The following is a 26,288-nucleotide window of genomic DNA, read 5'->3' as shown; positions in this document are numbered from 1 at the left end:
GTCTTGAATTTAAGGACAGTGGTTTTTGCTGTGGACCATTGTGATTTCATCTAAAATTATGAAACATGTGCGAAATTGATTGGATTTACAACTCTTTTTTACACTGTAAAAAAGACCTTGGACAGTATGATTTTCTAACTGATCACACTGTCCAAGGTCCTCTTTTGATTCGAAAACTTAAGACTCAGCCATGCGTACCGCGCAGAAGCTCGGTTTCATCCCAAAGAATTTCATGACCTTCAATAACCACTCCGAACTCGGCTTTCGCGCGTTCCAATGAGATATAATCATCAAGCACATCGGCAAGAACTTTCTTTGGATCCCGTTCGAACGGATCACCGTATCCGGTACCGCTTGGCCGAGCGCATGCATAATCGTATCGGCAAGTGCGTTGCCCGGACAGTATCGTTCGAATCGTCAAGTACACCACCATGTCTTCTGAATTGATATAATGATATACCTACCAATATTGAATACAATGAACATTCAGCCAAAAAATAATGTGCATTCGCACAAAGCAAATGCACATTACTTAATCATGTCTTCAATCATAAATGCCAGTTGCAAATTGGTCTTCACAAAGGGATGACAGAGATCTGTACCGAGAATCGATTCAATCTTTTTTACCTTATAGAGGACTGTATTGCGATGAATAAATTCCTTACGTGCAATGAGTGACGTTCGCCCGTCTTCCTCAAGAAAGACTCGTAAAAAGTGAACGAGATCTGTTTCATGCAGATGATCATACCGGTATAGGACACCTAAATAGCTCTGATAAAAATTTTCAATCACGCGAGGCTTTTGTACGCCCATAATAATACGATACGCGCCTAAATCTTTGTATTCATAGATTTGCAGATGCGAATGACGCTTCGTAATTCGGAGCACCATTAACGCTTCGTGATAACTCTTCACGACCTCTGTTAATGGATATTCATTTCCCATGCCAAGATACATCTGATGCATACCTATTTGGGAATCATATCCATTTTTTATGGTTTGCATAAGAGAAGCAAGCGTCAGGTCTGATCCACGCATTTGAACAGCAAGAAAAATCAGCTGATTGTCATGACGTATAGACAGCAGCAGCCGATATTTTCGAGAAAGCGTTACTTCAACGATATAGCTAAGCGAGGAGGTAGGTGCCTTTTTAGAATCAAAAGAACAAACAATAATCGAAAATAGTTGATCGGTTTTAATGCCCAGCTGATCAAGTTCTTTATACACATAGGCATAATCGGGAGCGTCATGAAACAAAAGTTCGTTCAGCGTGTGCTTTGAACGGACTTGATTCTGCTCCGCCGAAGCAAGAAATTGAACTGTGATTTTCACAAAATCTGCGACCCGGTATGCCCACGGCATGTCAAAGACCGGAAATTGATGTGCATCTGCAAATTCCAGCACTTGATCCGGAATATGTGGAATGTAAGGACCAACGTTAAGAATCACACCGGATGCCTTATGCTCGTAGACATTTACAATCATCGACATAAGTCTCTGCTCATCTTTTTCCATATTAATGCCTGTCGTCACGAGCAGCTCACCTTCTTTAAAAAAATCGAAAAGGCTGTCGCTCTCCATCACGTTCACACCGGAAATCAAACGATTCATCCCCTCTTTACCGGCGACAACACAAATCGGTTCAAGTTCAGGCAACGCAAATAAATGGTTAAGTGTAATCATCACATAACCTCCTTTGAATCCGAAACAATTAAGAAGATATTCTAATTAAAAAGCAAAGCACCAGATCACATGATTACTCAAAGATTATTGGAAATAAGAAGGGGAAAATGTTCTCAGAGTTATTGAAAAATTTACACATATCAATAGTATCACTATATAACCAACCCATGACTCTGTCCAATATGAAGTAAAGAATACGCCTGCTTTCAAAAGCGATTCTATTGAGAAAAAACATATGAATCATTCATTTTCGCCAAGGTGTAAAAAAGCCCTTCCGGCAATGCATCTGCCAAAAAGGCCCTTGTGAATGAACATTAATGCTTCTTACATCTGATTAATACTTTGGTAACTCAAAACGCAGCGTGTAGCCGGAAAGTTTTCCATAATAATAATTCATGATACGTGCCTGTTTGACGGCCCAACCAATATCAGTCGCATACTGATGCGATGCCGTCTGAGTATTCGCCGGATTCCAGCGCATTTTATAAAGCGTGTCCTGGTGATAGGCCGCACTATTAATATAACTTTGTGCGATAAATTGGGCGCCGCCGAGGATTGCTGCTTCCGGGGTAAACCAGCCTTGTCTTGCCGCAAAATCCGCACCTGCTTGATTTGGATTATCGTCGGTCGCACCAATCCCGAACATGTTATAGACCGTATGCAGCTGACCGTCCGTTCCCGTACCCTGCAGTTGACCAATGGCTAGTTGAGATGTGCCATTTCCCGTTTCAAGCAACGCATGCGCGATCAGATAAATTTCATTGATATGTTGATCACTTGCTGCTTGAATGAACGTCGCTGCTTTCCCTGCAAGAATACCTTTTCCATTTAAAATATTGTTATTAATTTCATCAGCATTTACACTGGTTGTCGTTGAGAGATTCAGAAATTGATAGAATTCCGGCGACGTATTCGAAAAACTATTTGGATCGAGCATCGAACGCAAATCGTTCGGTGATGCATTGACCCATCCCATACTTGTACCAATCTGAAACCAAGAATCATTTCCATCTACCGGTTTCACCAAATCATTTGACAGCTGTGCTCCTTGCTTGACTTGCTTGACGATCCACGCGCTCCCATCAGCACCGCCTCGCACATCTGTATTCCCATTTACGGTCCACTGAATACCGTCGAAAGTAAGACTGTCCTTCGGCACATACATCGTATAATGATTATCCGTCTGTGCTGATGCATTGAGTTGGCGGTTTACCGCAACATCAAGTGGATATGGATACTGTGTCGTAAAATAACTGATCTCCGCCGAACGTGTGTTGCTTAAATAAGCCGCCTGAACATATCCGGTCGCATTATCAAATTGAACTTGAGCATATTTTTTGCCCATTCCAGTGATCTGGACTTGATCTCTGAACCGAGCCGTACGCAGTACCGTGTACTTTGTGCTTGCGTGATCGCGAACTTTCAATGTCGGAGAAGTCACAAACGCAGTACGTGCCGCAAACGGAGTCGTCGTCAGGCATTGATTCCGTACATAGCCTGTTACCCCGTTTGCGCTGATCAGTGCGTATTTGTTTCCCTTTCCTATAACAGACACCTGATTGCTCATGCTGAGCACTTGCTTCACTGAATAATGAATACTCGCTTTACTGCGCACTTTCAATGTGTACGCTGTCACATAAGCAGGGTACGCGCCGAACTTGGTTCTACTTATATGTTTTGACTGCACATAACCGGTCGTTCCCTTATAAGAGATGCGAGAATATGAACCATGAATACTCGTCACTTTTACCTTATTTCCCATGTTCAGTGTGCGCAGCACTTTAAATTTTTTACTCGCTTTATTTCGTACCTTCAGTGTATAGGTTTTGACGTAAGCACTGTATGAACTGCTCGCATGAGCTTGTCCGCCTAACGGAATGCCAAAGGACGCAAGCAGCAGCACCACAACCAGTGCACCTGTTACTATTTTTTTCATATGTATTTTCGACTCCCCCCAAATAAACTTTCAATCTTCTGCAGCTCAAACTCTATTTCATCAGGTCCAAAGAACCAAAAATATATAGTTTTAATTTTCTCATAGTAAAGTCCTAGCGTCTATGTATGATTGACAAAAATCAGGAATAAAATGTAAAGTTTCCCTTATTGAAAATAATGCAAGGAGTATACAGTAAAGATGGACTGCGCAGCAAAGGGAGATTCGGTTCAACTTTTCGAGCTTTCGGTCTAACCTTCCATGGATTCGGTCTAACTTCTCGAGTGTTCGGTCTAACCTTCACTAGATTCGGTCTAACTTCTCGAGTGTTCGGCCTAACTTTCCATGGATTCGGCCTAACCTCCACTTTTCGGTCTAACTGTTCGAGCATTCGATCTAGCTTTCCATGGATTCGGCCTAACTTTTCAAACGTTCGGTCTAACTCCTTCACTTCGGCTCAACTTTCCTCATATTATAAATGTTTTTTCCATTGATACGATGTGGTGCATTTTCCGTCTACTGTCAGATAGGCGGTTAACGCTGTTTTCACCTTCCCTCCGCAAAAAAAGCAGGCCACAATCGGCCCGCTTCCAAGAATCCTATTTCTTAAAATCCTCCAATAACCACTGTATCCAGCGACTTCAGAATTTCTACGGTCAAATTCACGGCGGAGACAAAATCTTCATACGCAACGAAGCAATACGGAGTATGTGCATAGCGCACCGGTACACTAATCACAACGGTCGGCGCACCTTGATACAAATTAATCACAGCGCCGTCATTGCCGCCGCCTGTTCGCACGGAACGCTGCACCTTGATCTCGTTTTTCTTCGCAATGTCCAGGCAAAACTTTTGAAAGCGCGGATTGACAATGATTGATTTATCAAAGTCACGCAGCATTGGACCTCGCTTTAATCCCGTCTGAATCATGTAATCCGGCATGACGGTATCATCCGCCGGTGCACCCTCGAAGACAACGGAAACATCAGGACTAACTTTCTTCACGGCAACCTGGGCGCCGCGCTCCCCGACTTCCTCTTGAGCAGACAATGAAGCCACGACATCCACATTTAAAGAGGTGCCGTCCAACTCGCGAAGTACCTCAGCCATAACCGCCGTCCCAATACGATTATCGAATGCCTTCCCGAGCATCACATCCTTTTCCCTGAGAAACTCAAAGGTAACGTCAGGCACGACGGGTGCACCAATATCAATTTTAAAATCATGCGCCGCCTCCTCGGCGGAAGTTGCACCAACATCGATCACCATATCAGCGACCTGCGGCAGACGATTGCGCTCTTCCGGCGTCATAAAATGAGGCGGTGTGCTGGCAATAATCGCCGGGATATATACACCTTCCCGATTGCGCACACGCACCTTATGAGCAGGAATGTTTGCCCGGACCCAGCCGCCTACTGTCACAAACCGTAGCATTCCGTTCGGCTTGATCGCCTGAACCATAAAACCAACCTCGTCGCTGTGCGCGTCCAATTGAACAACCAATCCGTTTCCCGAATTTTCATTTCGCTTCACATACACATTGCGCATATGGTCTTCCACAACTTTGCCAAATGGGCGTACAGCATCAGAAAAAATGCCGGCCACCTCATCCTCAAAGCCTGAAACACCATTCGCATTTGATAATTTCTCAATCAACCTCAATGACTGCTCTTTGTCCATAATTAAGCTCCTTGAATAAAATTCAAAACTAATATTAATTATAATCCTTCATAAAAATAAAAGGACGCTATTGGTCATTTGGCGTCTCAAGTGAACACAACATCTTCAGTTGTTTTTTGGGGATTATTAAATAGAGGATGTGGAAAAAGGGAATGAAATTCTGTTACAATTCCGCTAAAGCGGGTGCATTTTACGTTCAAAAACAACAGGTTCATTCAGCAAGACAAATCTGTTCCATTGAAAACAGCAGCTTCCTGAAACTGTTTTATTGAATCAATAATTTCTCCGTAGCTTTCCCTCTTTCCAAAAAGAGCAGAAGTACCGAGTACAAAACCCGTGACGCCAAACAAACTCAATTCTTGAATCTTTTTTAAAGATATTGCCCCATCAACAACAATTTCAAAGTGACAGGACTGGCGAAGTTTATTCAATCGTTTAATTTTTTCAGTGACAAATTCAAGATACTCCTGACCAGCAAAGCCCGGATTAACAGTCATGACCAACACTTGATCAACAAGCGGTAAAAGTTCACTGACAAAATCAACGGACGTCCCAGGATTAATTGCAATGCCGACTTCTGCACCGAGCCGCTTAATTTGGCTAATAATTCGGGATGCGTGCGGCGTTGCTTCGGGATGAAAGTAAACGCGTCTTGCTCCTAATTCAATAAACTTTTCCACATAATTTTCCGGATGATAAATCATCAGATGGACATCAAGCAATTTGTTTGTGTGATCTGAAATTGTTTTAAAGTCTTCCGGACTCATCCCAAAATTCGGGACAAAAGCCCCATCCATAATATCCATGTGGAACCCGTCAATTGCCGATTGCGACAGCAGTCGTGTTTCTTCCGACAGATGATTAAAATTAGCACACATCATTGAAGGATAAAGTTTTCTTTGCATTGTTCATTCTCCTTTCAAAGAGCTTCTATGGCGGAGTTGTGTGGTTGTTTTCTCATTGAACCTACTCAAAGAGTAGCATAAAAAAGCCCTCACAGTAAAGCGCTTTCATATTTTCTTCACTTATTTATTTGCAGAGGCGTTCAGAACTGGATGTGGTAAATTAATTGCCACTGGCCAGTCCACTATGTTTCTCTCTCTGAACATTAAATGAAGCATCCATTCGACTGCGGATAACAAATAAAAGGAAGAGACTTATCGCAAATTACATTAAATCAAAAGCTCACTATAATAAAGCTTATGAAAAGATTCAAGATATAGATCCTGTTCATTGCCGCCTTCCAAACGAATTCGATGCAGAAGTTGTTCTTTAAAGGAGCCGCCGCCAAACTGACTGACATGCTGCTCCGCCGATTGAACTTTCAAATGGAATGTCTCACGAATATTTACCGAATAATTAGGGTCATCGGTGTTGAAAAGATAAGTTTCCTGCGGCTTTGAAGGTTCAATGCCTTCTTCCAGATGTTCGGGGTAATAGCAGAAGCCGTCCGCCAAATAACCCGCCTCTGAAGCAACACACCCAATTGTAATATGATCGAAATGAACATCATATTTTTTAAAGGGATCAAAAGTAATCAAAATATCCGGTCGCTCCAATCTGATTTTCCGAAACACCTTCTCTTTGAGTTGTGCTTCTCTAGCAAACAGAGTTCCGTCAGAAAAATTAAGCCAGTTCACCGTAATCCCGAGTACATGGGCAGCAAGTGCCATTTCAGTCCGTCGAATAGTTGTCACTTGTTCAGGTGTCTGCGCCCGATCATGTGTCCCCTTATCACCATTTGTCGCGATCACAACAAGAACCCTATTTTTTTGTCGTACCAACCTGGCTAACGTGCCACCGATAAATGTTTCATCATCCGGATGCGCAATGAAAACAATCACTTTTTTCTCTTCGACTCCCATCTCTCTTCCTCCTTGCTGGCGTAATTCTGCGCCTATCCTTCCAAATAGGATTTCACCAAGGCAACAAACAGAGGTATGGAAGTCTCAAATGCTTTAGGATCTGCCTTGAATTTACTGCTATGAACCGGATATGCTGACCCAACACCTACATTGAAAAAAGTACCCGGTATGATCTGTTGATAGCAAGAAAAATCTTCTCCACCCATACTTGCTTCTAGATGCACAACATCAAAATGTTTTTTTAAGGCAACCGTTTCAACGAATTTTGTTAATTGTTGATCATTGACCACGGCCGGAGCACCGTCCACCCATTGGAATTCACTCGTGACCTCGTTAGTGGCGGCAATGCCGCTTGCTACTTTCTGCAAACGCATTTTTATTTTTTCTCTCGCCTTTTTATCAAAGGATCGAACGGTTCCTTCAAGCAGCGACGTGTTTGGCAGCACATTCCAAGTCTTTCCGGATTCAAGATGTGTGATTGAAACCACGCTTGGGTCAAACGGATTGACATTTCGACTGACAATGGTCTGAGCGGCAACAATAAATTCACCTGTTGCCACAATCACATCATCCCCGCTTTCAGGATGAGCGGCATGCGTACCCTTCCCATGAAACGTAACAAAAAAGCGATCCACTGCGGCATTAAAATTCCCCGTTTTGACCCCAACAACACCTGTTGGCAGTTCTGGATTAACATGCAGTCCGAAAATCGCCTCGACACCATTTAATATCCCTGTATTTACAACTCGGTCCGCCCCATGATCCACCTCTTCAGCCGGCTGAAAAATAAGTAAGATGCTTCCGTTTAACTGATCTTCAATTTTCTTTAATTCAATCGCTGTCGTCAGTAAATTGGTTAGGTGAAAATCATGACCGCATGCATGCATCCGATTTGAATGTTCCGATGAATAGGCCAAACCACTCTCCTCATTAATCGGCAGTGCATCAATGTCCGCTCGCAGCGCGATCAAACTGCCTGGTTTTTTTCCGCCAATCTTCGCAAAGACCCCTGTATCCATTGGATTGGATAAAATGTCAATGTTGTGCTCTTGAAGCACTGCTTTAATCTTCTTTGTCGTCTCAAATTCACCAAGGGCAAGTTCGGGATGTCGATGAAACCACTGAAATAAAGCTAAGGTTGACTTTTCTATCCCACTTTCTAATTCATATTGAGTCATCTTATTACCCCTCATAACTGATTTTTTGAAGAAACCTTAAGTTCTTATATTGCTGCTTTTTGTAAAAGCAGCACACCTAGAAAAATAAAAGCGACTGCTTTTCTTAGAGCACAAGAAAAGTAGTCGCCATTGCCGTCCGATTGTACTTTTCTTATCTCTCAGATCAAATCTGCCGGAATTAACACCATACACAGTTTTCTATGCTGGTTGTCGGGGTTCATTGGGCCGGTCCCTCCCCCACTCTAGATAAGAATTATTTAGTTGATGTTTAAAGCTTACGAGAGTTCCATTGAAGAGTCAATACTAATTCATACTATTTTTATGCGATTTGTTTTTTTGAATTAAAGTTCACCCATTTTTTTAAATCAATCGATGCCGGTGGTTCGACAATCACTCAGTTTCTACATCATCTCCGAAGATTCCTTTCAAGTGGTCTTCGAAATGTTCGTGGATGGTCTTGAATTTCTCGTCAAATTCTTCCTGTGTGATGATCCCTTTCTCCATAAGTAGGTAAAAAAGTGCCGTGTTTCGTTCATAATTCAACACTGCCTCTGATCCGAGTTCGGTCAATAGTTCCTCATCGGTCACAAAATCATCTCCCTGTTATTAAAATGTCAGCAGTAATAATAGGATAAACGAAATTGCTTGTCTGCATACGTGAAGTAATTTACTGACCAAAACAATTAAACATTGGACTGGAGGCTCAGCTCATTCACCGCTGTTCCTGCCCACTATGTTCCTCTCTCTGAACAAATCGATAGAACATGTAACCCAAAACAGCTCCCGTTGTGTTGAGAATCACATCATCGATATCGGTCATACGGTTAGGCAGGAAAAGCTGGATCCATTCAATAGTCGCTGAAAACAGAGCACTCATAAACAAGGCATGTGCCCAATGGAACTGCGGATACCTCATTGCCAGAAAAAAGCCAAAGGGTAAAAACAGCATAATATTCCCAAGATCATCAACGATAAAATAAAATAGAGAGGCTGATTGAAAATTTTTAAAGATCACAAGCGGATTCAAATTAATAGTAAAATGCTGAACAGGTGTCCCGGCAACGTTCCCGGTATGAATAATCCCATGTGGAATTAAGGTCAGATACAACACGAACAAAATGGAGAAAGTTAGAAGTATGTTAGCGAGAGCAATTTTTAATTGTTTCATTAAATCTCTCCTATATATTACTCAGAAAATCACAACCTGCTTGTCTGTATTGTTAGTCATTCCAAGACGATTTGTCAAACTTATAGACTGAATCGTTTTTAATTAATCAGGTAGAAGATAAGAGAATCCAGGTGTAAAAACTAGATTATTTTAAAAAAATGCGTGCAAAGTAAAGACGACTGCGAAGCAAAAGGAGATTCGGTTCAACTTTTCGAGCGTTCGGTCTAATTTTTCACAGATTCGGGCTAACTTCTCAAGTGTTCGGTCTAACTTTCTATCGGTTCGGCCTAACCTCTACTTTTCGGTCTAACTCTCACTAGATTAGGCCTATTTTTTCATGGATTCGGCCTAACTTTTCAAACGTTCGGTCTAACCCTTTCACTTCGGTTCAACTTTTCTCATAATATAAGTGTTTTTTCCATTGATACGATGCTGCGCATCTTCCGATGGTGTAAAAAAACACCGGAGCATTTTTACCGCTCCGGTGTTTTTGTTTCTTATTTATTTCCGCACTCAGCGCTTCTTCAGCGGCTTTGTGCCTAGATTGACCCGATATACATAACCCGTTTTGCCTTTATAAGTGACCTTGTACATTTTTGCTGACAGGGGACTTTTGGTCTTGAGCTTTGTATTTTTCGGGATCTTGATTCCTTTTCGTTTCTTACCCGTATTGGTGCTGTATAAATACGATGGCTTGTGAACGTAACGCGTCACGGACTGTGCTTTAGTTCCGAGATTCACTTTATAGACGTAGCCTGTTTTTCCCTTGTACGTCACTTTGTACATTTTTGATGAGAGCGTACTGATTGTCTGCAGTTTCACATTTGTTGCGATCTTAATTCCCTTGCGCTTTTTACTCGTATTGGTGCTGTACAAATACGATGATTTATGGACATAGCGTGTGACGGACAGGGGCTTTTCCCCAAGGTTAACTCTGTAAATGTAGCCTGTTTTTCCTTTATAAGTGATCTTGTACATCTTGGCTGATGGGTCGGTCTTGGTCTTGACCTTTGTATTAACAGCGATAAAATCAATTCTGGTCTTGCTGCCGCTTGACGTACTGTAAAGATAGGAGCCCTTTTTCACATAGTAAGTACGTTCTTTCGCATTCTCCGTATCACTCGTCTTTTGAAGCGCATCAAGACGTTTTTCCAAGGCAGATTTTGCATCGCTGTCCGCCAAAGCATTGACCTTGACTCGAGCAGCATCCACGTCTGCTTGCGATTTGGTTTGTTCCGCCTGCTCTACTGCTTTTGTTGCCGCTTCTACTGCCTTTGCCGTCTCCTCTTCCGCAGCCGCACCATCTATCTTCTCTTGTACAACTTTCAACCGAGCATTCAGCGAATCCTTCGTCGTTCCTTCCGCCAAAGCATTGACTTTAACTTTTGCTGCATCCACATCTGCCTGCGATTTGGTTTGTTCCGCCTGCTCTACTGCTTTTGTTGCCGCTTCTACTGCCTTTGCCGCCTCCTCTGCTGCAGCCGCACCATCTATCTTCTCTTGTACGACTTTCAACCGAGCATTCAGCGAATCCTTGGTCGTTCCTTCCGGCAGCTGAGCAACAAACAGCTTTGCTGCATCTGCATCCTTCTGCAGCTGACTCTGTTCCGCCGTTTCAACCAATTGGACAGCGTCATCGGCAGCAGCTTGTCCATCCATCACAATGTTGACTTTTATTGTTTTTGTTGCTGTTACTCCGGCCTGATTCGCTACTGAATAGGTTATTTGATAGGTGCCAGGCGTTTTCGTTTTCACTGTATCTCCGGACACCTTGATATCAGAAGTCAGATCGCCATCCTTCAAATCATTGGCCGACACGCCATTCAGTGCATCAAAACTGTCACCATAATTCAATGTCGTCTCATTCGGTGCTTTAATACTTGGATTATTTCCCCAGATGCTTTTAAGATGTTCACCCTCAGCCTGACTGATCGATACCGTACCATTATTAACGAAATAAGCTAGGTTGCGTGAATCAGACGGCTGATCCGGATTCGGGTAAACAAGCTGTGTGATTACTTTTTCTCCATCATTGACAAAGACTTCAATAGAAGAGGTATCCACGTATACGGTTAGCTTAATGCTGCTTGCCTTTTTGTCCAGCTTTACTTTTGTTTCCTGGCGATTAATCGATTCGCCGTCCTTGGTACGGTCAAGATAAACGATCTGCTTTTGCGGATCATAGCCGACCTTTACATATTTTGAACCGTCATCGGACTGTCGGAGCAAATAGCCGAGATCATTCGGCTCCGAAGCATTTGTCCAAGTAAAATCTGCACTGATTTTATATTGTGTTCCTGAAAAGTCCTTAATCTGCGACGTTTCGGTATCCCCGTAGCTGTCCTTGATCTTCTCATCTCCAAGGTTTATAGCACCTTGTCCAATTTGATCATCAATCTCTGAAACAGGCTCTTGCCGAATCGTATAACCGCTGTCCGATTTCTCTAAGTTCAGCTCGCGCGGCAAGGTCATCTCGCCCTTCCAAGGTGACGTGTTCTGCTCCCCGTTGTACGTCCAGTTGGACATCCATCCAAGCATAATCGTGCGATCCGGTACATTGGCAAACGTAATACCCGCGTAAAAATCTTCGCCATAGTCGAACCATTGCGGATTCTTCATGGTGTCATCTGTATCCGGAGTGAATGCAATCTTATCCGCATCATTTTTGCCGAGCGTTCCTACAAAATACTGCATACCCGACCCGCCGGCAGGAGCGCCATTTTGCACACTCAGTGACAGCACCCACTTCTTTTCGTTGGTTCCCTTAACTGTCATTGGAATCAGTTCCGGGCACTCCCAAACACCGTTTCCCACATCATTTTCACGCTTGATGCTTGTTTGATAATCCCAATCCTTTAAATTCTTCGATGCAAAAATTTCAACTTCCTGCCCGGATACAACAGGCATGATCCACTCCTGATTCGCCTCGTCATACACAACGTTCGGATCACGGAAATTGCCCGCATCCTTTGTCCGCACCTCAGTAACCGGAATAATCGGCTTTTGATTATTATATTTTTTAAACGTCTTTCCGCCATCCGTACTGTAGGCCATATTCTGTTCCTGCACTTCACGGATGCCGATGATATTTCCGAGCGAATCCTTGCTGTAATCATCATCCCGCACGCACACCTGATACGTACTCGTGTAGAAGGCGATCAGCGTATTCTGACCAAAGCCGCTCACATTATTTTTATCAAGCACAACGGAACCGCTGAAGATATACCGCTTGCCATTCGGATTGTTGAGATCCCAGTTTGTGGTTGGGCGCCCCAAATAATGGACAGGCTTAGCATCATCCTTCGTTTGCATCCAAAAGTCTACCCACGCATCGTTATCATCTTCCGGAATGGCTACCTTCTGTTCCTTCCAGTGAACGAGGTCTTTACTGATGGCATGTCCCCAGGACATATTGCCCCATTCATTGCCTTCCGGATTATACTGATAAAACATATGATAGACACCATTGTATTTAATCAATCCATTCGGATCGTTCAACCAATTCTGTTGAGCTGAGTAATGATACTGATTACGATATGGCTCTTGATAGTAATGACTGCTCGAATCCTCCGCCTTGACTTGCACCGGCAGTGACGGCACCATTAATCCTATACCTATAAGTAACTCGACAGTCAAAAGTTCTAAGCTGCTAAGAAATTCGTAATTCGTCCTGTACTTCAGGTGTTTCCTGCTTTTCTCGAATTATTTGCGTTATGGTTAAACGTGGGTTTCGGGCAAACAGGCAAAAAATCGAACGGCGCAAATAGACCATAACGGTCGCTTCAGAGACAATACCTTTCGATGGCGTGCGCAAATAACGAAAAAACAGTTGTGGCACTCTCTTTGAGTAGCGTAAGGCCACCATCTGAAGAAGTCCCAGCGCGATACAACTGCACATCATGTATCCTTCCATGGCGTTCACCGCTTGTAGGATTTGTTTCCGGGCGTTCCGGTCGACCACCTGATCCACCGGCTGAGATTCATCCTTTTTAAGGTAACGTTTCAGTTTCGGCATGGATCGACTCCAAAAATGATACGTGAAGGCTCCCAACGACTGTTTCATTGTCCGAAAGGTGGTTTCGATGGTAAAACGCCGAGCATAGAGACGTATGATCGCTTCGGGAGACAAGGTCAGATCCGTGCTTACCAGAATGTCCTGCCGCCCGCACATCTTAACCAGTACAAAGCGCAGTTCGTGATACATCCCCGTACCCCAAAGCAGATCCCGACAGAGATACGACACGGGTTCTTCTTTACCATACAACGGAAGTGTGACCGCCTGAAACGCGTCGCTTCGGGAAGCAAACAGGGTGTTCAGCTTGACCTTCGCCCCTTTCTTTCTTGGCCGCCCCCTTCGCCCCGTTTGAACGGGATACTCATAGGCCGCTGCGGAAGCTTTGGCTCGGGTTACCAGATCCAGTTTCACCGTCCCTTCCTGATTCCGCAGATCGAGTCGTTGAAGCGCCGGCACCGATAAAAAATAACGATCAAGGAGAAACAGCGCATGCCCCAGAACTTTAGCTGCGGCATAGCCTTGATCGATCATCTGAACCACATGCGAATCGTCACACGCTTTGTGACCGTCCTCCCAGCTAAAGATGCTTTTGACCCCGTCTTGAAGGTTAAGGAATAGAGGTAGGCAAAGGACTTTGCCTGTGGTTCCCATCAGGACGCCGACGGCGCCCCAGAGATGACCAAAGATGAAAGCAGATTTGGACACATCCTCGGACTCTTGATAAAGCTTCTTTACGCCCGGCATGTGTCGCGCTTCTTTCGCCTGTTTGACCCCATCGCCAACGAGAATCACGGCTTCTCCTTCACGCTTAAGTGGCGCAAACTGGAGCACAATGTGCAGCCATTTCTGACGTAAATCATCCAGTGACCAAGCAGAGGAGCGAAAAAAATGAATCATCGATTCATAACCTCTAGGATTGAGGGTCAAGTCACGAATCACGGAAGTGACCCCAAGAGAATCGGAGCGAATCATCAAACCGGTAATGATCACAACAAACCATTTGAATGCGGCGAATCTATGGAAACAAGAACGGAATAACAGAAGTATAGAATCGATAAATTTTAACATGGCACTAGTCAATCGCGAAGGAACAGGATAAACTAGAAGAACGATAACCCTTGGCGATTTTTCCTCTCTATTTGTGGTGAATTAGAGGATACCATAAAATCCCATTTAAGGGTTATCCTTTTGTTTTATTTACACAGAACTTTTCACTCTCCAGTAAGTAACGCAATACTGAATTTGAGTAGTCGATTCAACTTTTTAACCTCCTCTATTTTATTAAGCGCTTTCATTAACACATTTTGTTATGCAAGTTTCATTCCAATTAGTGTGTTATTTTTAATTGCTGATAAAGTTTGTGAAAAAGCTTGCTAATAGTGGAAAAAATTTGATGATCATTTTTTTACATTTTATGTAAGCAACTCACTAATTCTAAAAATGAAACAGATTGAACAAAAAAAAGATTCACTAGAGTTAATTAAAGTAGATTTCTAAAACACTAGAAAATAGATTACTAGATTAGAGCTGACCTCTTAAAAGATGCACGCAAAAAACGACCCGAACCCACTTACACCATGGATTCAGATCGTTTCGCTTTTTAGTAAAAAAATTGTAGTGTCATCGAACAGCTCAAAATGCTATTGGACTACTCAGGTTGGTTCAAACGATTAGTTAAATTGATTCCTTAACCACTTTGCGTTCAAATGGATCTGAGCTGATACCTTCTTCAACAATCTTCTTTGACCATTCCTTGGCTGAGAAGAGTGAGTGATCACGATAATTGCCGCAGCTTTCAATCGTCGTTCCCTGAACGTCGTCCCAAGTGGCTTCGTTTGCGATAAATTCAAGCGAACCCTTCAGCGCTTTGGCAACGTCAATTGGTTCATGTTCGCCCCAAAGAATCAAGTGAAAACCGGTGCGGCAGCCAAATGGCGAGCAGTCAATCACGCCTTCCAGTCGATCACGCAGCAGACTGGCCAGCATGTGTTCAATCGTATGCAGCCCTGCTGTCGGAATCGCATTTTCATTCGGCTGTACAAAACGCAAATCATAATTTTGAATCACATCGCCCTTAGGACCTTTTTGTGTCGCAATTAATCGGACATATGGAGCCTTGACTTTCGTATGATCAAGAGTAAAACTTTCAACCTTTGCCATGACTACAATCGCCTCGCCTTTTTGTATTTTCGTAATGACCTATTACTATTTTATCAGCATCGCACTATTTATTGCATGATTAAGTGATTGGTTAATGAGCTATCTGTCTAAATCCAAAATACAAAAGAATCGACTTCGGTGCGAATATTGTATGCAAAGCACAGACTGTTCCGCTATTCATGTTTCATGATGAATCAGAGCTGATCCCCTCTCTAATGGATTAACGTTATTTTATACACATAATTCATATGTGTCAACTGTGATTTAGGCAGTCTTGGTTTCTTGATTTCTATTTTTCTTCTAACCTTAGAATTTTTTGTTGGTTCTTTTACCGTCGATTTTTATGCACTGATTTAAAGAAAACCGCTGTTCGCAAGCTGCAGCGGACGGCGGTTTTGTTAGATTATGGTAAGTACGTTTTTTATTTATACAAGTCAGGATACATTTCTTTTGCGAGTGTATCCAGACCATCAAGCGTGTTGTAGCTGTAACTGAACAGATAATTGTAATCCATGCTAGTCGAGTAGGACAGCGATTCACATCTTCTGTCCCCTCACGGAACCGTGCGTGCGCTATTTACGCACACGGCTCTTCTTGTTCATGGTTCACAGAATGTAGCTCAGCTCCGACCGAAGTTGATAAATATTGACCTTGATTCGCGGTTGCGGCAGAGGGAAGCGTTTGAGAAATTGATTAAATTTTTCCCATGTGAACGATCGTTTCTGGCTCCTTCTGTTTAACCATTTATACAACAACCGAATCACCTGCAATCGAAAAGCGCTCACGCTTAGACTGTTATCGGTGATACAATAGTAGTTGTAATAGCCGGTCAATGACCTCTTGAGCCGATCCATGATGAAGTCAATCTCTTGGGTCCGATGGCCTTTCAGCCACTGCGAATAGGCTTTGAGTTTGGCACCCACTTTCTTTCGGCTGCTTTTCCTCTTGACTCGAAAATGTCCGCTTTTACTTTGCCCACAATAGTGGGTGAATCCCAGGAAGTCAAAAGTCTTTGGCTTCCTGTTTCCATTTCTCTTGGCATTTTCCTGAGCGAATCGTCCGAAAGGGATGATCCTCGCTTTCTCCTCCGCAAGCGCCAAGTTAAATTTTTCTAGGCGCCGCTTCAGATCGCAATAGAATCGTTGGGCTTCCTGTTTATACTGAAAACAACAGACAAAGTCATCGGCATAGCGCACCAGATAAGCCTGTCCCTGGCACTGTTTCTTCACCGCTTTCGTAAACCATAGGTCAATCACATAGTGCAGATAGACGTTAGCTAGGATCGGCGAGATCAGTCCGCCTTGCGGCGTCCCTTGTTCGCTTGCGTGCCAAGTTTCCTTCTCCATGTAACCCGCTTTTAGAAAACGGGCAATGAGCCTCAGAAAGCTTGGATCCTTGATCCGTAGCTTGAGAAAACGCATCATCCATTGATGGTCGACATGATCGAAAAAGCCCCTGATGTCCACATCAACAATGTAGTTCGTGTACTTCTTTTCAATGAAGACATTCAGGACTTTAAGTGCATCATGGCAGTTCCTATTTGGGCGGAAACCGAAGGAACAGTTAAGAAAGTCTTGCTCATAGATGGCATTAAGGATCTTCGCCAGACCCCGCTGAACAATTTTATCCTCATAGGCAGGGATGCCCAGTGGGCGTTTCTTCTTTGTTCCCGGTTTATCAATATATGTCCGCCGGACAGGGAGCGGCCGATAGCTTTTCTGCTTCAGGCGCTTATCCAGATCGGCAAGGTGTTCATCAAGATGTTCTTGATAGCTTGCCTTCGTCATCTGATCGATGCCCGCTGCTTTGTTTCCCTGCAGTTCCCGGTGACAGACCCTCAATTCCTCTACGCTCAATAAATGAGCCAGAGAGGTGAAGGCCATCTTCGGATTTTCCTTCGCTAGCTCTGCTATTCTTACCTGTTTTGTAGTCATCTCTACTGTCACCTCTGTGTGTGCCGATGTGTCCCAGATAAGATTCATAAACAAGGGAAAACACCTTCCCTCAACCGGCATTACCCGATATCATGGGTACTATGTGCTTCCTCCGACTTCCCAGCAGACATTTAACGTCCTTACATTTGATTGCTTGGTTCGCTATACTTTCTTTCGAAAGACCCGCTGGGATCTCCCGAGTTGCCGTACCTTATTGATGCTCAGCGTGCCATGGTCTCTGACCCCGGGGAACCCCCAGACCTCTTGCCTTAACGATGTCTGGCGTGTTGCCTTCTGGAAGTATAACGCCATCGGCATTCCCATTTCATAAGTTTTCGAGGCTCAATCCCTTCAACCACTTGGCTTACGGCCCACTGGCTCGCTGTCTACGCTTAAAAACCAAAGTTGCCTTTCGTTCTCCAAGACTCGCTACGGATGAGTGGCTAGCTCTTTTTCCGACGGGCTTCCCACCCGCTATAAGGCACGACCTTGCTCGGTCGCTCTATACTTTTTTATTTTTGATCGCTTTCATACTGGACAGCTTCGGATTTGAGTAAAGGGCCTTTTTCATTTTACTTCCGTCCGCTCCCCAATCCAGAACAATCAGCACGTCAGGGTTCGTTTTCACCAAGGTTTCAACGCTGACATTGCCATTCACATTTTGGAAGACATTATTGAGCTTGACCATCTTAAATGCATTATTGAAGAACGTTTCATTATAAGCAGAATAGACGTAAACTTCTTTTGGATCCGACATATGCAGATAAGCGAAGGTCTGCGTCTTTTTAATTTTCGATAACTGCGACGTAATTTTTTTCTGATGAGCCTTCAGTTTGTCGGAAAACGCTTTGGCTTTATCCTGAACATTGAAGATTTTCCCCAAATTGTCAATATCTTTGTAGATGTCATCATAGGTACCGCCGCGAATCGAGGACTTCAATGCATAGGTATTGACGCCCATCGAGTTCAGCGAATCAACCGTTCCGACACCCCAGTCCGCATTGTCAAACAAATCGCCACGGCTGACAATGATATCGGGATTCGTACCGATCGCTGCTTCTTTGCCAACATAGGAGCTGCCAAGCTTCTTCAATGAGTTGTACTGTTTTTCAACCGATGTGTCCGCAGCTCCGAAGTTCCCGCCAACACCGACGATCTTGTCTTTCAATCCGAGATGGAGGAGCAGTTCGGCTACCGTTCGGGTCGTTGCCATCACTCGCTTCGGTTCCTTCTTAATGATCTGATCTTTCTTCTTCCATTCGGTACCACCTTCTGCTTTCGTATAGTTATGAATCGTCAGCGGATAGTGCGATTTGCTACTTTCAGCAGCCTTATCCGATCCACTTGTTGTTGTCGAGCTGCCGCATCCGGCGAGTAGTAAAATGCCTGTTAGACAGCAGGCAAGTAATTTCTTTTTCATGTATGTTATCCTCCTCAGATTCCATAGGCGAAGCCTATATGTTTTGTCACTGGATTTATAAAGGTCTGGCATTTAATTTGATAGAGTGCTTCAACGGTTTCGGGAGTCAGTACGTCTTCCGGCTTCCCGTGTGCATAAATTTCACCGTCTTTAACCGCGTATATATAGTCACAGTACATAACCGCCAACTCCAGATCATGAAGCGCAGCCAGGACACTGATGCCAAGCTGTTTCACGCAGGAAAGAATCTCAAATTGGTAGCGTATATCAAGATGATTCGTTGGTTCATCGAGAATCATTAATTGCGGCTGCTGCGCAATGGTGCGCGCGAGAATAACCCGCTGCTTCTCACCACCGGAAAGTGACTGATAGCTGCGCGAGCGATAATCCTGTAATCGTGTGCGCCTCAGTGCCTCTTCTACAATCTCATAATCATCCGATTGATCCGGCTCCAACAATTTCTTATGCGGAGTCCGTCCGAGAAGCACCATCTGCTCAACGGTTAAATCAAAGCTCATTTCATTGAACTGCCCAACAACGCCCAAGCGCTGTGACACCTTTTTCTCTGAACTCTTCAGAACATCAAGATCATTTAAAAAAACGCTGCCGCTCTGGGGTGTTAGACTTTTATAGATACTTTTAAGCAGTGTCGACTTGCCGCAGCCATTTGGCCCGATCAGCCCGACAAACTGCTTGTTTTTCACAAATACAGAAGCATTTTTGATGATTTCTTTTTTGCCTCTGCGCACGTGCAGTTCTTTTGCCGCAAGTTCCATTCCTCAGCCTCCAAAGTTATAGCCTTTTTTCACAATCATATAGATAAACAGCGGCGAACCAATCACTGATGTAATGATTCCGATCGGAAGGTCAACATTGGGAATCAGTATACGGGACAAGATGTCTGCCCAGATTAAAAAGAGACCGCCAAGCAGAAGCGTTGCCGGCATCAAACGTCTATGATCCGCTCCAAAAAGCCCGCGGCAAATATGCGGAACAATTAAGCCGACAAAGCCAATCGTCCCAGAATAAGCAACCATCGTTCCCGTGATCAGCGCCGCGAGCACCATGTAGGTCTTACGAAACACGCTCAGATTAATTCCAAGTGTCACCGCCGATTCATCCCCGAGAAGCATGGTGTTTAAAACGCGATGCTGGAAAAGAAAAATACCGCTGCCAAGCAAGACAACAATGGCTAAAATCGGTACCTTTTCCCAGCTTGACGGAGCAAGACTCCCCATAGACCAGAAAGCAACCTGCTGGACACCCTCTGCATTGTTGGCAAAGTAGATCACCAGACTTGAGAGTGAACTGCAAAAGGCCCCGACAACAACCCCTGAAAGTACAAGCTTCACTGAGGTCGCCTTTCCGCCAATGCTTGAGAGCAGAAGCACCGCGGCAGAGGTTACGACTGCGCCGGCAAAAGCGCCGAAAGCGACTCCAAAATTTGCAAAGAGAGCGCTTGAACCAAAACCGATCAAGATTGCGACCGTAGCTCCAAGAGAAGCTCCCGAAGAAATGCCAATAATATATGGATCAGCAAGCGGATTTTGCACAACGGCCTGCATCACAGTTCCACATAGAGAAAGACCTATACCGATCAATAAAGCAAAAATCACACGTGGCATTCGGATCTGATAGATAATATTGAAGTATGACTCATTTCCTACCGCACTCGAAGAACCCAACTTGCCATTGGTCAGTACGTGCAATAAGATATTCATCGATTTTCCGAATGGGATATGTACTTGTCCAATCGATACAGAATAAACCGCTGAAACAGCGATCAAAAAGAGCAAAAGAAGAATAATAGGATAATAGAAATAACCTGTTACCCCTCGTGATTCCTGCCGTTGCAAAATGTCACCTCATCTCATTCTATATGGTTGATAATGATTCTCATTATCGACAATAATTATATTAACGTATAATAGGGCAAAAAACAATACGTCAATCAAAAAAACCGGTTATAGTAAACCGACTCAATTTGTGCTCCTTCTCGATCAAAAATTCTGTTGCAACCTGCAAAAAAACATAAGAAAACTTGGCTTCGCCTAGCCTCTGACGAAGGCGAAGACTTAGTTGCACTTATACTATTTTCCTTAAAATCTAGTCGAGTAGGACAGCGATTCACATCTTCTGTCCCCTCACGGAACCGTGCGTGCGCTATTTACGCACACGGCTCTTCTTGTTCATGGTTCACAGAATGTAGCTCAGCTCCGACCGAAGTTGATAAATATTGACCTTGATTCGCGGTTGCGGCAGAGGGAAGCGTTTGAGAAATTGATTAAATTTTTCCCATGTGAACGATCGTTTCTGGCTCCTTCTGTTTAACCATTTATACAACAACCGAATCACCTGCAATCGAAAAGCGCTCACGCTTAGACTGTTATCGGTGATACAATAGTAGTTGTAATAGCCGGTCAATGACCTCTTGAGCCGATCCATGATGAAGTCAATCTCTTGGGTCCGATGGCCTTTCAGCCACTGCGAATAGGCTTTGAGTTTGGCACCCACTTTCTTTCGGCTGCTTTTCCTCTTGACTCGAAAATGTCCGCTTTTACTTTGCCCACAATAGTGGGTGAATCCCAGGAAGTCAAAAGTCTTTGGCTTCCTGTTTCCATTTCTCTTGGCATTTTCCTGAGCGAATCGTCCGAAAGGGATGATCCTCGCTTTCTCCTCCGCAAGCGCCAAGTTAAATTTTTCTAGGCGCCGCTTCAGATCGCAATAGAATCGTTGGGCTTCCTGTTTATACTGAAAACAACAGACAAAGTCATCGGCATAGCGCACCAGATAAGCCTGTCCCTGGCACTGTTTCTTCACCGCTTTCGTAAACCATAGGTCAATCACATAGTGCAGATAGACGTTAGCTAGGATCGGCGAGATCAGTCCGCCTTGCGGCGTCCCTTGTTCGCTTGCGTGCCAAGTTTCCTTCTCCATGTAACCCGCTTTTAGAAAACGGGCAATGAGCCTCAGAAAGCTTGGATCCTTGATCCGTAGCTTGAGAAAACGCATCATCCATTGATGGTCGACATGATCGAAAAAGCCCCTGATGTCCACATCAACAATGTAGTTCGTGTACTTCTTTTCAATGAAGACATTCAGGACTTTAAGTGCATCATGGCAGTTCCTATTTGGGCGGAAACCGAAGGAACAGTTAAGAAAGTCTTGCTCATAGATGGCATTAAGGATCTTCGCCAGACCCCGCTGAACAATTTTATCCTCATAGGCAGGGATGCCCAGTGGGCGTTTCTTCTTTGTTCCCGGTTTATCAATATATGTCCGCCGGACAGGGAGCGGCCGATAGCTTTTCTGCTTCAGGCGCTTATCCAGATCGGCAAGGTGTTCATCAAGATGTTCTTGATAGCTTGCCTTCGTCATCTGATCGATGCCCGCTGCTTTGTTTCCCTGCAGTTCCCGGTGACAGACCCTCAATTCCTCTACGCTCAATAAATGAGCCAGAGAGGTGAAGGCCATCTTCGGATTTTCCTTCGCTAGCTCTGCTATTCTTACCTGTTTTGTAGTCATCTCTACTGTCACCTCTGTGTGTGCCGATGTGTCCCAGATAAGATTCATAAACAAGGGAAAACACCTTCCCTCAACCGGCATTACCCGATATCATGGGTACTATGTGCTTCCTCCGACTTCCCAGCAGACATTTAACGTCCTTACATTTGATTGCTTGGTTCGCTATACTTTCTTTCGAAAGACCCGCTGGGATCTCCCGAGTTGCCGTACCTTATTGATGCTCAGCGTGCCATGGTCTCTGACCCCGGGGAACCCCCAGACCTCTTGCCTTAACGATGTCTGGCGTGTTGCCTTCTGGAAGTATAACGCCATCGGCATTCCCATTTCATAAGTTTTCGAGGCTCAATCCCTTCAACCACTTGGCTTACGGCCCACTGGCTCGCTGTCTACGCTTAAAAACCAAAGTTGCCTTTCGTTCTCCAAGACTCGCTACGGATGAGTGGCTAGCTCTTTTCCGACGGGCTTCCCACCCGCTATAAGGCACGACCTTGCTCGGTCGCTCTATACTTTCTTATAGTACAAAAAATCCCCTTTGAATTATAGATATTCATCCATAATTCAGAGAGGATTCAGAGAACTTGTGACTTACAATTACAGTCCATTAATTGTGTAATACCAAATATTCTTGTCTACCGCACCGACAACACCGCTCGATGATCCGCTGCTCGTATACTGCCAGATATCAACATTAAAGTTGGCACCCGGTCCTTGCTGCGTCTCCGTACCACGATAACGTGCGAGCCATACCAAGAATTTCGGCTGCTGAGGCTGCGCAGCGACAACACCTGGTAAATCAATTGCATTATTATAGAACGAGAGGTTTGAATAGATTCCCAGTTGGTTAAATCCGTTCTTTCTCATCTGATCGATAAATGCAAGCACATTGTTCGTCAGCGTCGGTTTGTCAACATTGTTTTTAGTCTCGACATCAATAAAGAGATAATGAATGGAAACGCCTTGCGCATTTGCCGCGTGAATCTGATTTGAGAAAACATTGGCTTCGTTTCTGGAGCCGGCTTCATCAGATCCGCGGAAGAAATGATAGGCATTGACAGTCAATCCTGCATTTTTTGCTCCAACGGCGTTGTTGACAAATGTGCTGTCCGTACCGCCGCCTTCCGATGCCTTTGCAATGATAAAGCTGTTGCCATCTTGTTTGATCGCATTGAAGTCAATATTTCCTTTACCGGCATCATTTTGATAGTGTGAAATATCCAAACCAAACTGAGAGCCGTTGGTTACCGGCGGGTCAGTCGGCTGGTTGCTCGAAGCTGCGGGCTGTGTAGTAGTCAGGTATTTTCCTTGAACATAGCCGGTAATATTGCCAAATTTAACTTGGGCATATTTATTTCCTTTGCCCGTGACTGTCACACGATTATTGACCATCATGACCAATCGCGTCGTAAACTTAGCACTCGCATTATCACGAATTTTCAACGTGTTTGATGTGACATAAGCATTATACGCTTGGAATGGTTGCGAGTTTAAATGAATGTTTTGCACGTAACCGATCGTGCCGCCAAAATTAACGAGCGCATATTTATTGCCTTTGCCGATAACAGAAAGTTTATCGCCCATCGCCAACGTGCGGCGAATTGAGTAATGAACACTCGCATGGTCACGTACCTTTAATGTGTAGGAAGTCACATACGCATCAATCGGTTGGAATTTGCTCTGATTCAGATGGATGTTCTGAACATAACCGGTTGTGCCGCCGTAGTTGACTAGTGCATACTTCTTACCTTTGCCGATAACCTTAACCTTGTTCGTCATAGCCAAAGTACGCTTGGTCGAAAAATGAACGCTTGCTTTACTGCGCATTTTCAGTGTGTAAGAGGTTACATAAGCACTGTAAGACTTATATTTACTGCGGCTTAAATGCTGCGTTTGAACGTAGCCGGTTGTACTGCCGTACTTAATCCGGGAATATTTCCCTGATCGGCTCGTCACCGTGACTTTATTCCCCATGTTCAATGTGCGTAATGTGCGATAATGAGTACTTGCCTTACTGCGGACTTTCAATGTGTAAGAAGTGACGTAGGAACTGTACGAAGAGCTTGCCTGCGCGGTACCACCTGTAAAGCTTAGTGACAACGCAACCAAAGCCATTGCCAAAAGACCCGAAACCAAATGCCTTGCTTGTAGCTTCACTTTTCACTCTCCCTTTTTGTTGTTAGAACCTCCCATGGCTCAACTCATTGTTACAAAGCTGGAACACTATGTACTCTATAAAAATAGCACTTTTCTAGTAGAGTGTACATAGAGCCAAACACCTATATGAAAAATTCGACAAAGTTTGCAAGAGAAAGAATTTCCTGTTCAAAGAAAAATGTAGATTGACAGCAACGCCATTGAAAAACGACAATTTTAGAATGATTAATAGTCTCACGGTTTGATACCTGAAAATAGGCTGACTGTTCGGATTCAAAGATTGAGTCAGTGGAAATCTCCTCTCGCTCAATCTTTTTTACTCAATTAAATGAAAAGGTCACGACTATATTCGCAAAGACGTAACTCGTTTATATGGAGACGATACAAAAATCATTTTTCAGTTAGGTAATAAGTTCTATTGCTAGTATTTCCTGTATAATTTGGATGCATCGTTTGGAGTAAATATTTCGATGTTGAGGTGGATTCAAGTTGAAGAAATTGTTTACAATCCTGAGTCGTAATTTTTGGACCCATAAGCAATCGGTAGTCCTGTAGCGCCTGAAAATAAGCTTTCGGTGCTGTTTGTCGACAACTGGGACACTTCCAATTTCGGTGAAGTCGAATCATCGGAATGTAATCACAATGAGGACACCGCACACCCTTGATCAAATCCACGCAACTCACAGTTCCGTCCCTAATAAGATCCAGCGTTTTGGGATGGTGACCCTTTATAAGTTCCTTTGAAACGGATTTGAGCATCTTTGACGAAATAACTCTTGAGTTCAATTGATTATTTATAGCTATCGTTTTTTTCTTCAATTGCGAGCTGCGGATCACTTTTTGATCTTCATGATTTATTGCATTTATAAATCGGATAAACGTGGAGGGACTAGCAAAAACAACGATATCTTCAACCGGCATGCCCGGCAGGTAGCCACAGTGTTCAGCAAGCCAATCCTGCAACTGTTTTTTCAACATTTCCGATTGAAACGTTGGGTCTTGAAATATCTCTCTTTTATTATTGAGCAATCGAGTAAGAATATGGGCTAGAAAATCAAGCGTCAACGTTCCTGCGATATTTTTGACTTCCAGTACTAAAATGAATTTTGCCGTGAGGATTAGATAATCGATTTGAAAATAGTGGACACCATTGAATAAGCGGAGATCGTGAAAAATAAGATATTCTTTATCAGGGAGCGATGCAAGTAAGGGTTCCAGCATTTGTTCACCCCTAAATCCGGTCCAATACTTTTTAAATTGTGATTCAAGATTATGTCTAAGCTGGCTTGGCGGCAGCCTTCGCACGTACGCTTGATACTGCTCAATATAAACTGGGACTTCCACAGTTTTGAGAAACATTCATCGACTTCCTTTCTGATTATGATTCAATAAATAAATTCGACTTATTAATCAAAATCACCTGCATGGAATGAAAAAAGTTTATATTGGATTTTACCAATGTGCAATAATTAGCTAAAGGTTCAATAGGTTAACGAATTTTTTAACAGGTCAGCATGAACTTCAACAGGTTAGCCAAATCTTCAACAGGTCTGCCGGATCTTCAACAGGTTAGCCA

Annotated in this window: 19 protein-coding genes, 1 pseudogene and 1 riboswitch; all 20 genes and pseudogenes read right to left on the bottom strand. The window is 43.8% G+C overall.

The features are described from left to right. Window positions 1-184 precede the first annotated feature (184 nt). The 20 genes and pseudogenes from AC6F33_RS03490 to AC6F33_RS03395 all read right to left on the bottom strand — a co-directional run bounded on the left by AC6F33_RS03490 (window position 185) and on the right by AC6F33_RS03395 (window position 26,071). On the bottom strand, window positions 185-421 hold the full coding sequence (locus AC6F33_RS03490) for a hypothetical protein (RefSeq protein ID WP_500777733.1): 237 nt from the start codon (window positions 419-421) through the stop codon (window positions 185-187). Between the two features lie 107 nt (window positions 422-528). Then, window positions 529-1,683 (bottom strand): PucR family transcriptional regulator, encoded by a 1,155-nt coding sequence (locus tag AC6F33_RS03485; RefSeq protein ID WP_500777732.1) that lies wholly within the window; start codon window positions 1,681-1,683, stop codon window positions 529-531. 334 nt (window positions 1,684-2,017) lie between these two features. Beyond that, window positions 2,018-2,620, bottom strand: coding sequence for an N-acetylglucosaminidase (locus tag AC6F33_RS03480; RefSeq protein WP_500778132.1), 603 nt, complete (start codon window positions 2,618-2,620; stop codon window positions 2,018-2,020). 351 nt (window positions 2,621-2,971) lie between these two features. After that, window positions 2,972-3,619 (bottom strand): annotated as a pseudogene (locus AC6F33_RS03475) (SH3 domain-containing protein); the annotation flags it as partial. 603 nt (window positions 3,620-4,222) lie between these two features. Continuing rightward, window positions 4,223-5,296, bottom strand: coding sequence for a M42 family metallopeptidase (locus AC6F33_RS03470; RefSeq protein WP_255748432.1), 1,074 nt, complete (start codon window positions 5,294-5,296; stop codon window positions 4,223-4,225). Between the two features lie 215 nt (window positions 5,297-5,511). Further along, on the bottom strand, window positions 5,512-6,201 hold the full coding sequence (locus AC6F33_RS03465) for a ribulose-phosphate 3-epimerase (protein ID WP_480947825.1): 690 nt from the start codon (window positions 6,199-6,201) through the stop codon (window positions 5,512-5,514). A gap of 267 nt (window positions 6,202-6,468) precedes the next feature. Continuing rightward, window positions 6,469-7,161 carry a PIG-L deacetylase family protein gene (locus AC6F33_RS03460; protein ID WP_500777731.1) on the bottom strand — a complete coding sequence of 231 codons (693 nt, stop codon included), beginning with the start codon at window positions 7,159-7,161 and terminating at the stop codon, window positions 6,469-6,471. Window positions 7,162-7,193: 32 nt separating this feature from the next. Then, entirely contained in the window at window positions 7,194-8,339 is a 1,146-nt protein-coding gene (locus tag AC6F33_RS03455; protein WP_480947827.1) for an amidohydrolase, read from the bottom strand. Between the two features lie 148 nt (window positions 8,340-8,487). Then, window positions 8,488-8,592: riboswitch (SAM riboswitch) on the bottom strand. Window positions 8,593-8,729: 137 nt separating this feature from the next. Beyond that, window positions 8,730-8,927 carry a hypothetical protein gene (locus AC6F33_RS03450; RefSeq protein WP_500777730.1) on the bottom strand — a complete coding sequence of 66 codons (198 nt, stop codon included), beginning with the start codon at window positions 8,925-8,927 and terminating at the stop codon, window positions 8,730-8,732. A 124-nt stretch (window positions 8,928-9,051) separates the two neighbouring features. After that, on the bottom strand, window positions 9,052-9,507 hold the full coding sequence (locus AC6F33_RS03445) for a VanZ family protein (RefSeq protein ID WP_480947829.1): 456 nt from the start codon (window positions 9,505-9,507) through the stop codon (window positions 9,052-9,054). Window positions 9,508-10,020: 513 nt separating this feature from the next. After that, window positions 10,021-13,143 carry a GH32 C-terminal domain-containing protein gene (locus tag AC6F33_RS03440; RefSeq protein ID WP_500777729.1) on the bottom strand — a complete coding sequence of 1,041 codons (3,123 nt, stop codon included), beginning with the start codon at window positions 13,141-13,143 and terminating at the stop codon, window positions 10,021-10,023. A 13-nt stretch (window positions 13,144-13,156) separates the two neighbouring features. Further along, the gene (locus tag AC6F33_RS03435) at window positions 13,157-14,590 is read right to left on the bottom strand and encodes a transposase (protein ID WP_255749378.1); all 1,434 of its coding nucleotides are present in this window, start codon (window positions 14,588-14,590) and stop codon (window positions 13,157-13,159) included. Between the two features lie 606 nt (window positions 14,591-15,196). Continuing rightward, window positions 15,197-15,682, bottom strand: coding sequence for an S-ribosylhomocysteine lyase (locus AC6F33_RS03430; RefSeq protein ID WP_255748425.1), 486 nt, complete (start codon window positions 15,680-15,682; stop codon window positions 15,197-15,199). Window positions 15,683-16,287: 605 nt separating this feature from the next. Then, window positions 16,288-17,664 carry a group II intron reverse transcriptase/maturase gene (gene ltrA / locus AC6F33_RS03425; RefSeq protein ID WP_480947509.1) on the bottom strand — a complete coding sequence of 459 codons (1,377 nt, stop codon included), beginning with the start codon at window positions 17,662-17,664 and terminating at the stop codon, window positions 16,288-16,290. Between the two features lie 454 nt (window positions 17,665-18,118). Beyond that, window positions 18,119-19,036: an ABC transporter substrate-binding protein gene (locus AC6F33_RS03420; protein WP_500777728.1), complete on the bottom strand. Its 918-nt coding sequence runs from the start codon at window positions 19,034-19,036 to the stop codon at window positions 18,119-18,121. A 14-nt stretch (window positions 19,037-19,050) separates the two neighbouring features. Beyond that, on the bottom strand, window positions 19,051-19,812 hold the full coding sequence (locus tag AC6F33_RS03415) for an ABC transporter ATP-binding protein (RefSeq protein ID WP_255748423.1): 762 nt from the start codon (window positions 19,810-19,812) through the stop codon (window positions 19,051-19,053). Between the two features lie 3 nt (window positions 19,813-19,815). Further along, the gene (locus AC6F33_RS03410) at window positions 19,816-20,892 is read right to left on the bottom strand and encodes a FecCD family ABC transporter permease (protein ID WP_255748422.1); all 1,077 of its coding nucleotides are present in this window, start codon (window positions 20,890-20,892) and stop codon (window positions 19,816-19,818) included. A gap of 340 nt (window positions 20,893-21,232) precedes the next feature. Continuing rightward, window positions 21,233-22,609: a group II intron reverse transcriptase/maturase gene (gene ltrA, locus AC6F33_RS03405; protein WP_480947509.1), complete on the bottom strand. Its 1,377-nt coding sequence runs from the start codon at window positions 22,607-22,609 to the stop codon at window positions 21,233-21,235. 543 nt (window positions 22,610-23,152) lie between these two features. Continuing rightward, the gene (locus AC6F33_RS03400) at window positions 23,153-24,712 is read right to left on the bottom strand and encodes a GH25 family lysozyme (RefSeq protein WP_255747096.1); all 1,560 of its coding nucleotides are present in this window, start codon (window positions 24,710-24,712) and stop codon (window positions 23,153-23,155) included. Window positions 24,713-25,102: 390 nt separating this feature from the next. Continuing rightward, the gene (locus AC6F33_RS03395; RefSeq protein WP_500777727.1) at window positions 25,103-26,071 is read right to left on the bottom strand and encodes an NERD domain-containing protein; all 969 of its coding nucleotides are present in this window, start codon (window positions 26,069-26,071) and stop codon (window positions 25,103-25,105) included. Window positions 26,072-26,288 lie beyond the last annotated feature (217 nt).

This window comes from Sporolactobacillus sp. BBK16-2, from assembly GCF_059878335.1.
This window is presented reverse-complemented; position numbering and strand designations above follow the sequence as displayed.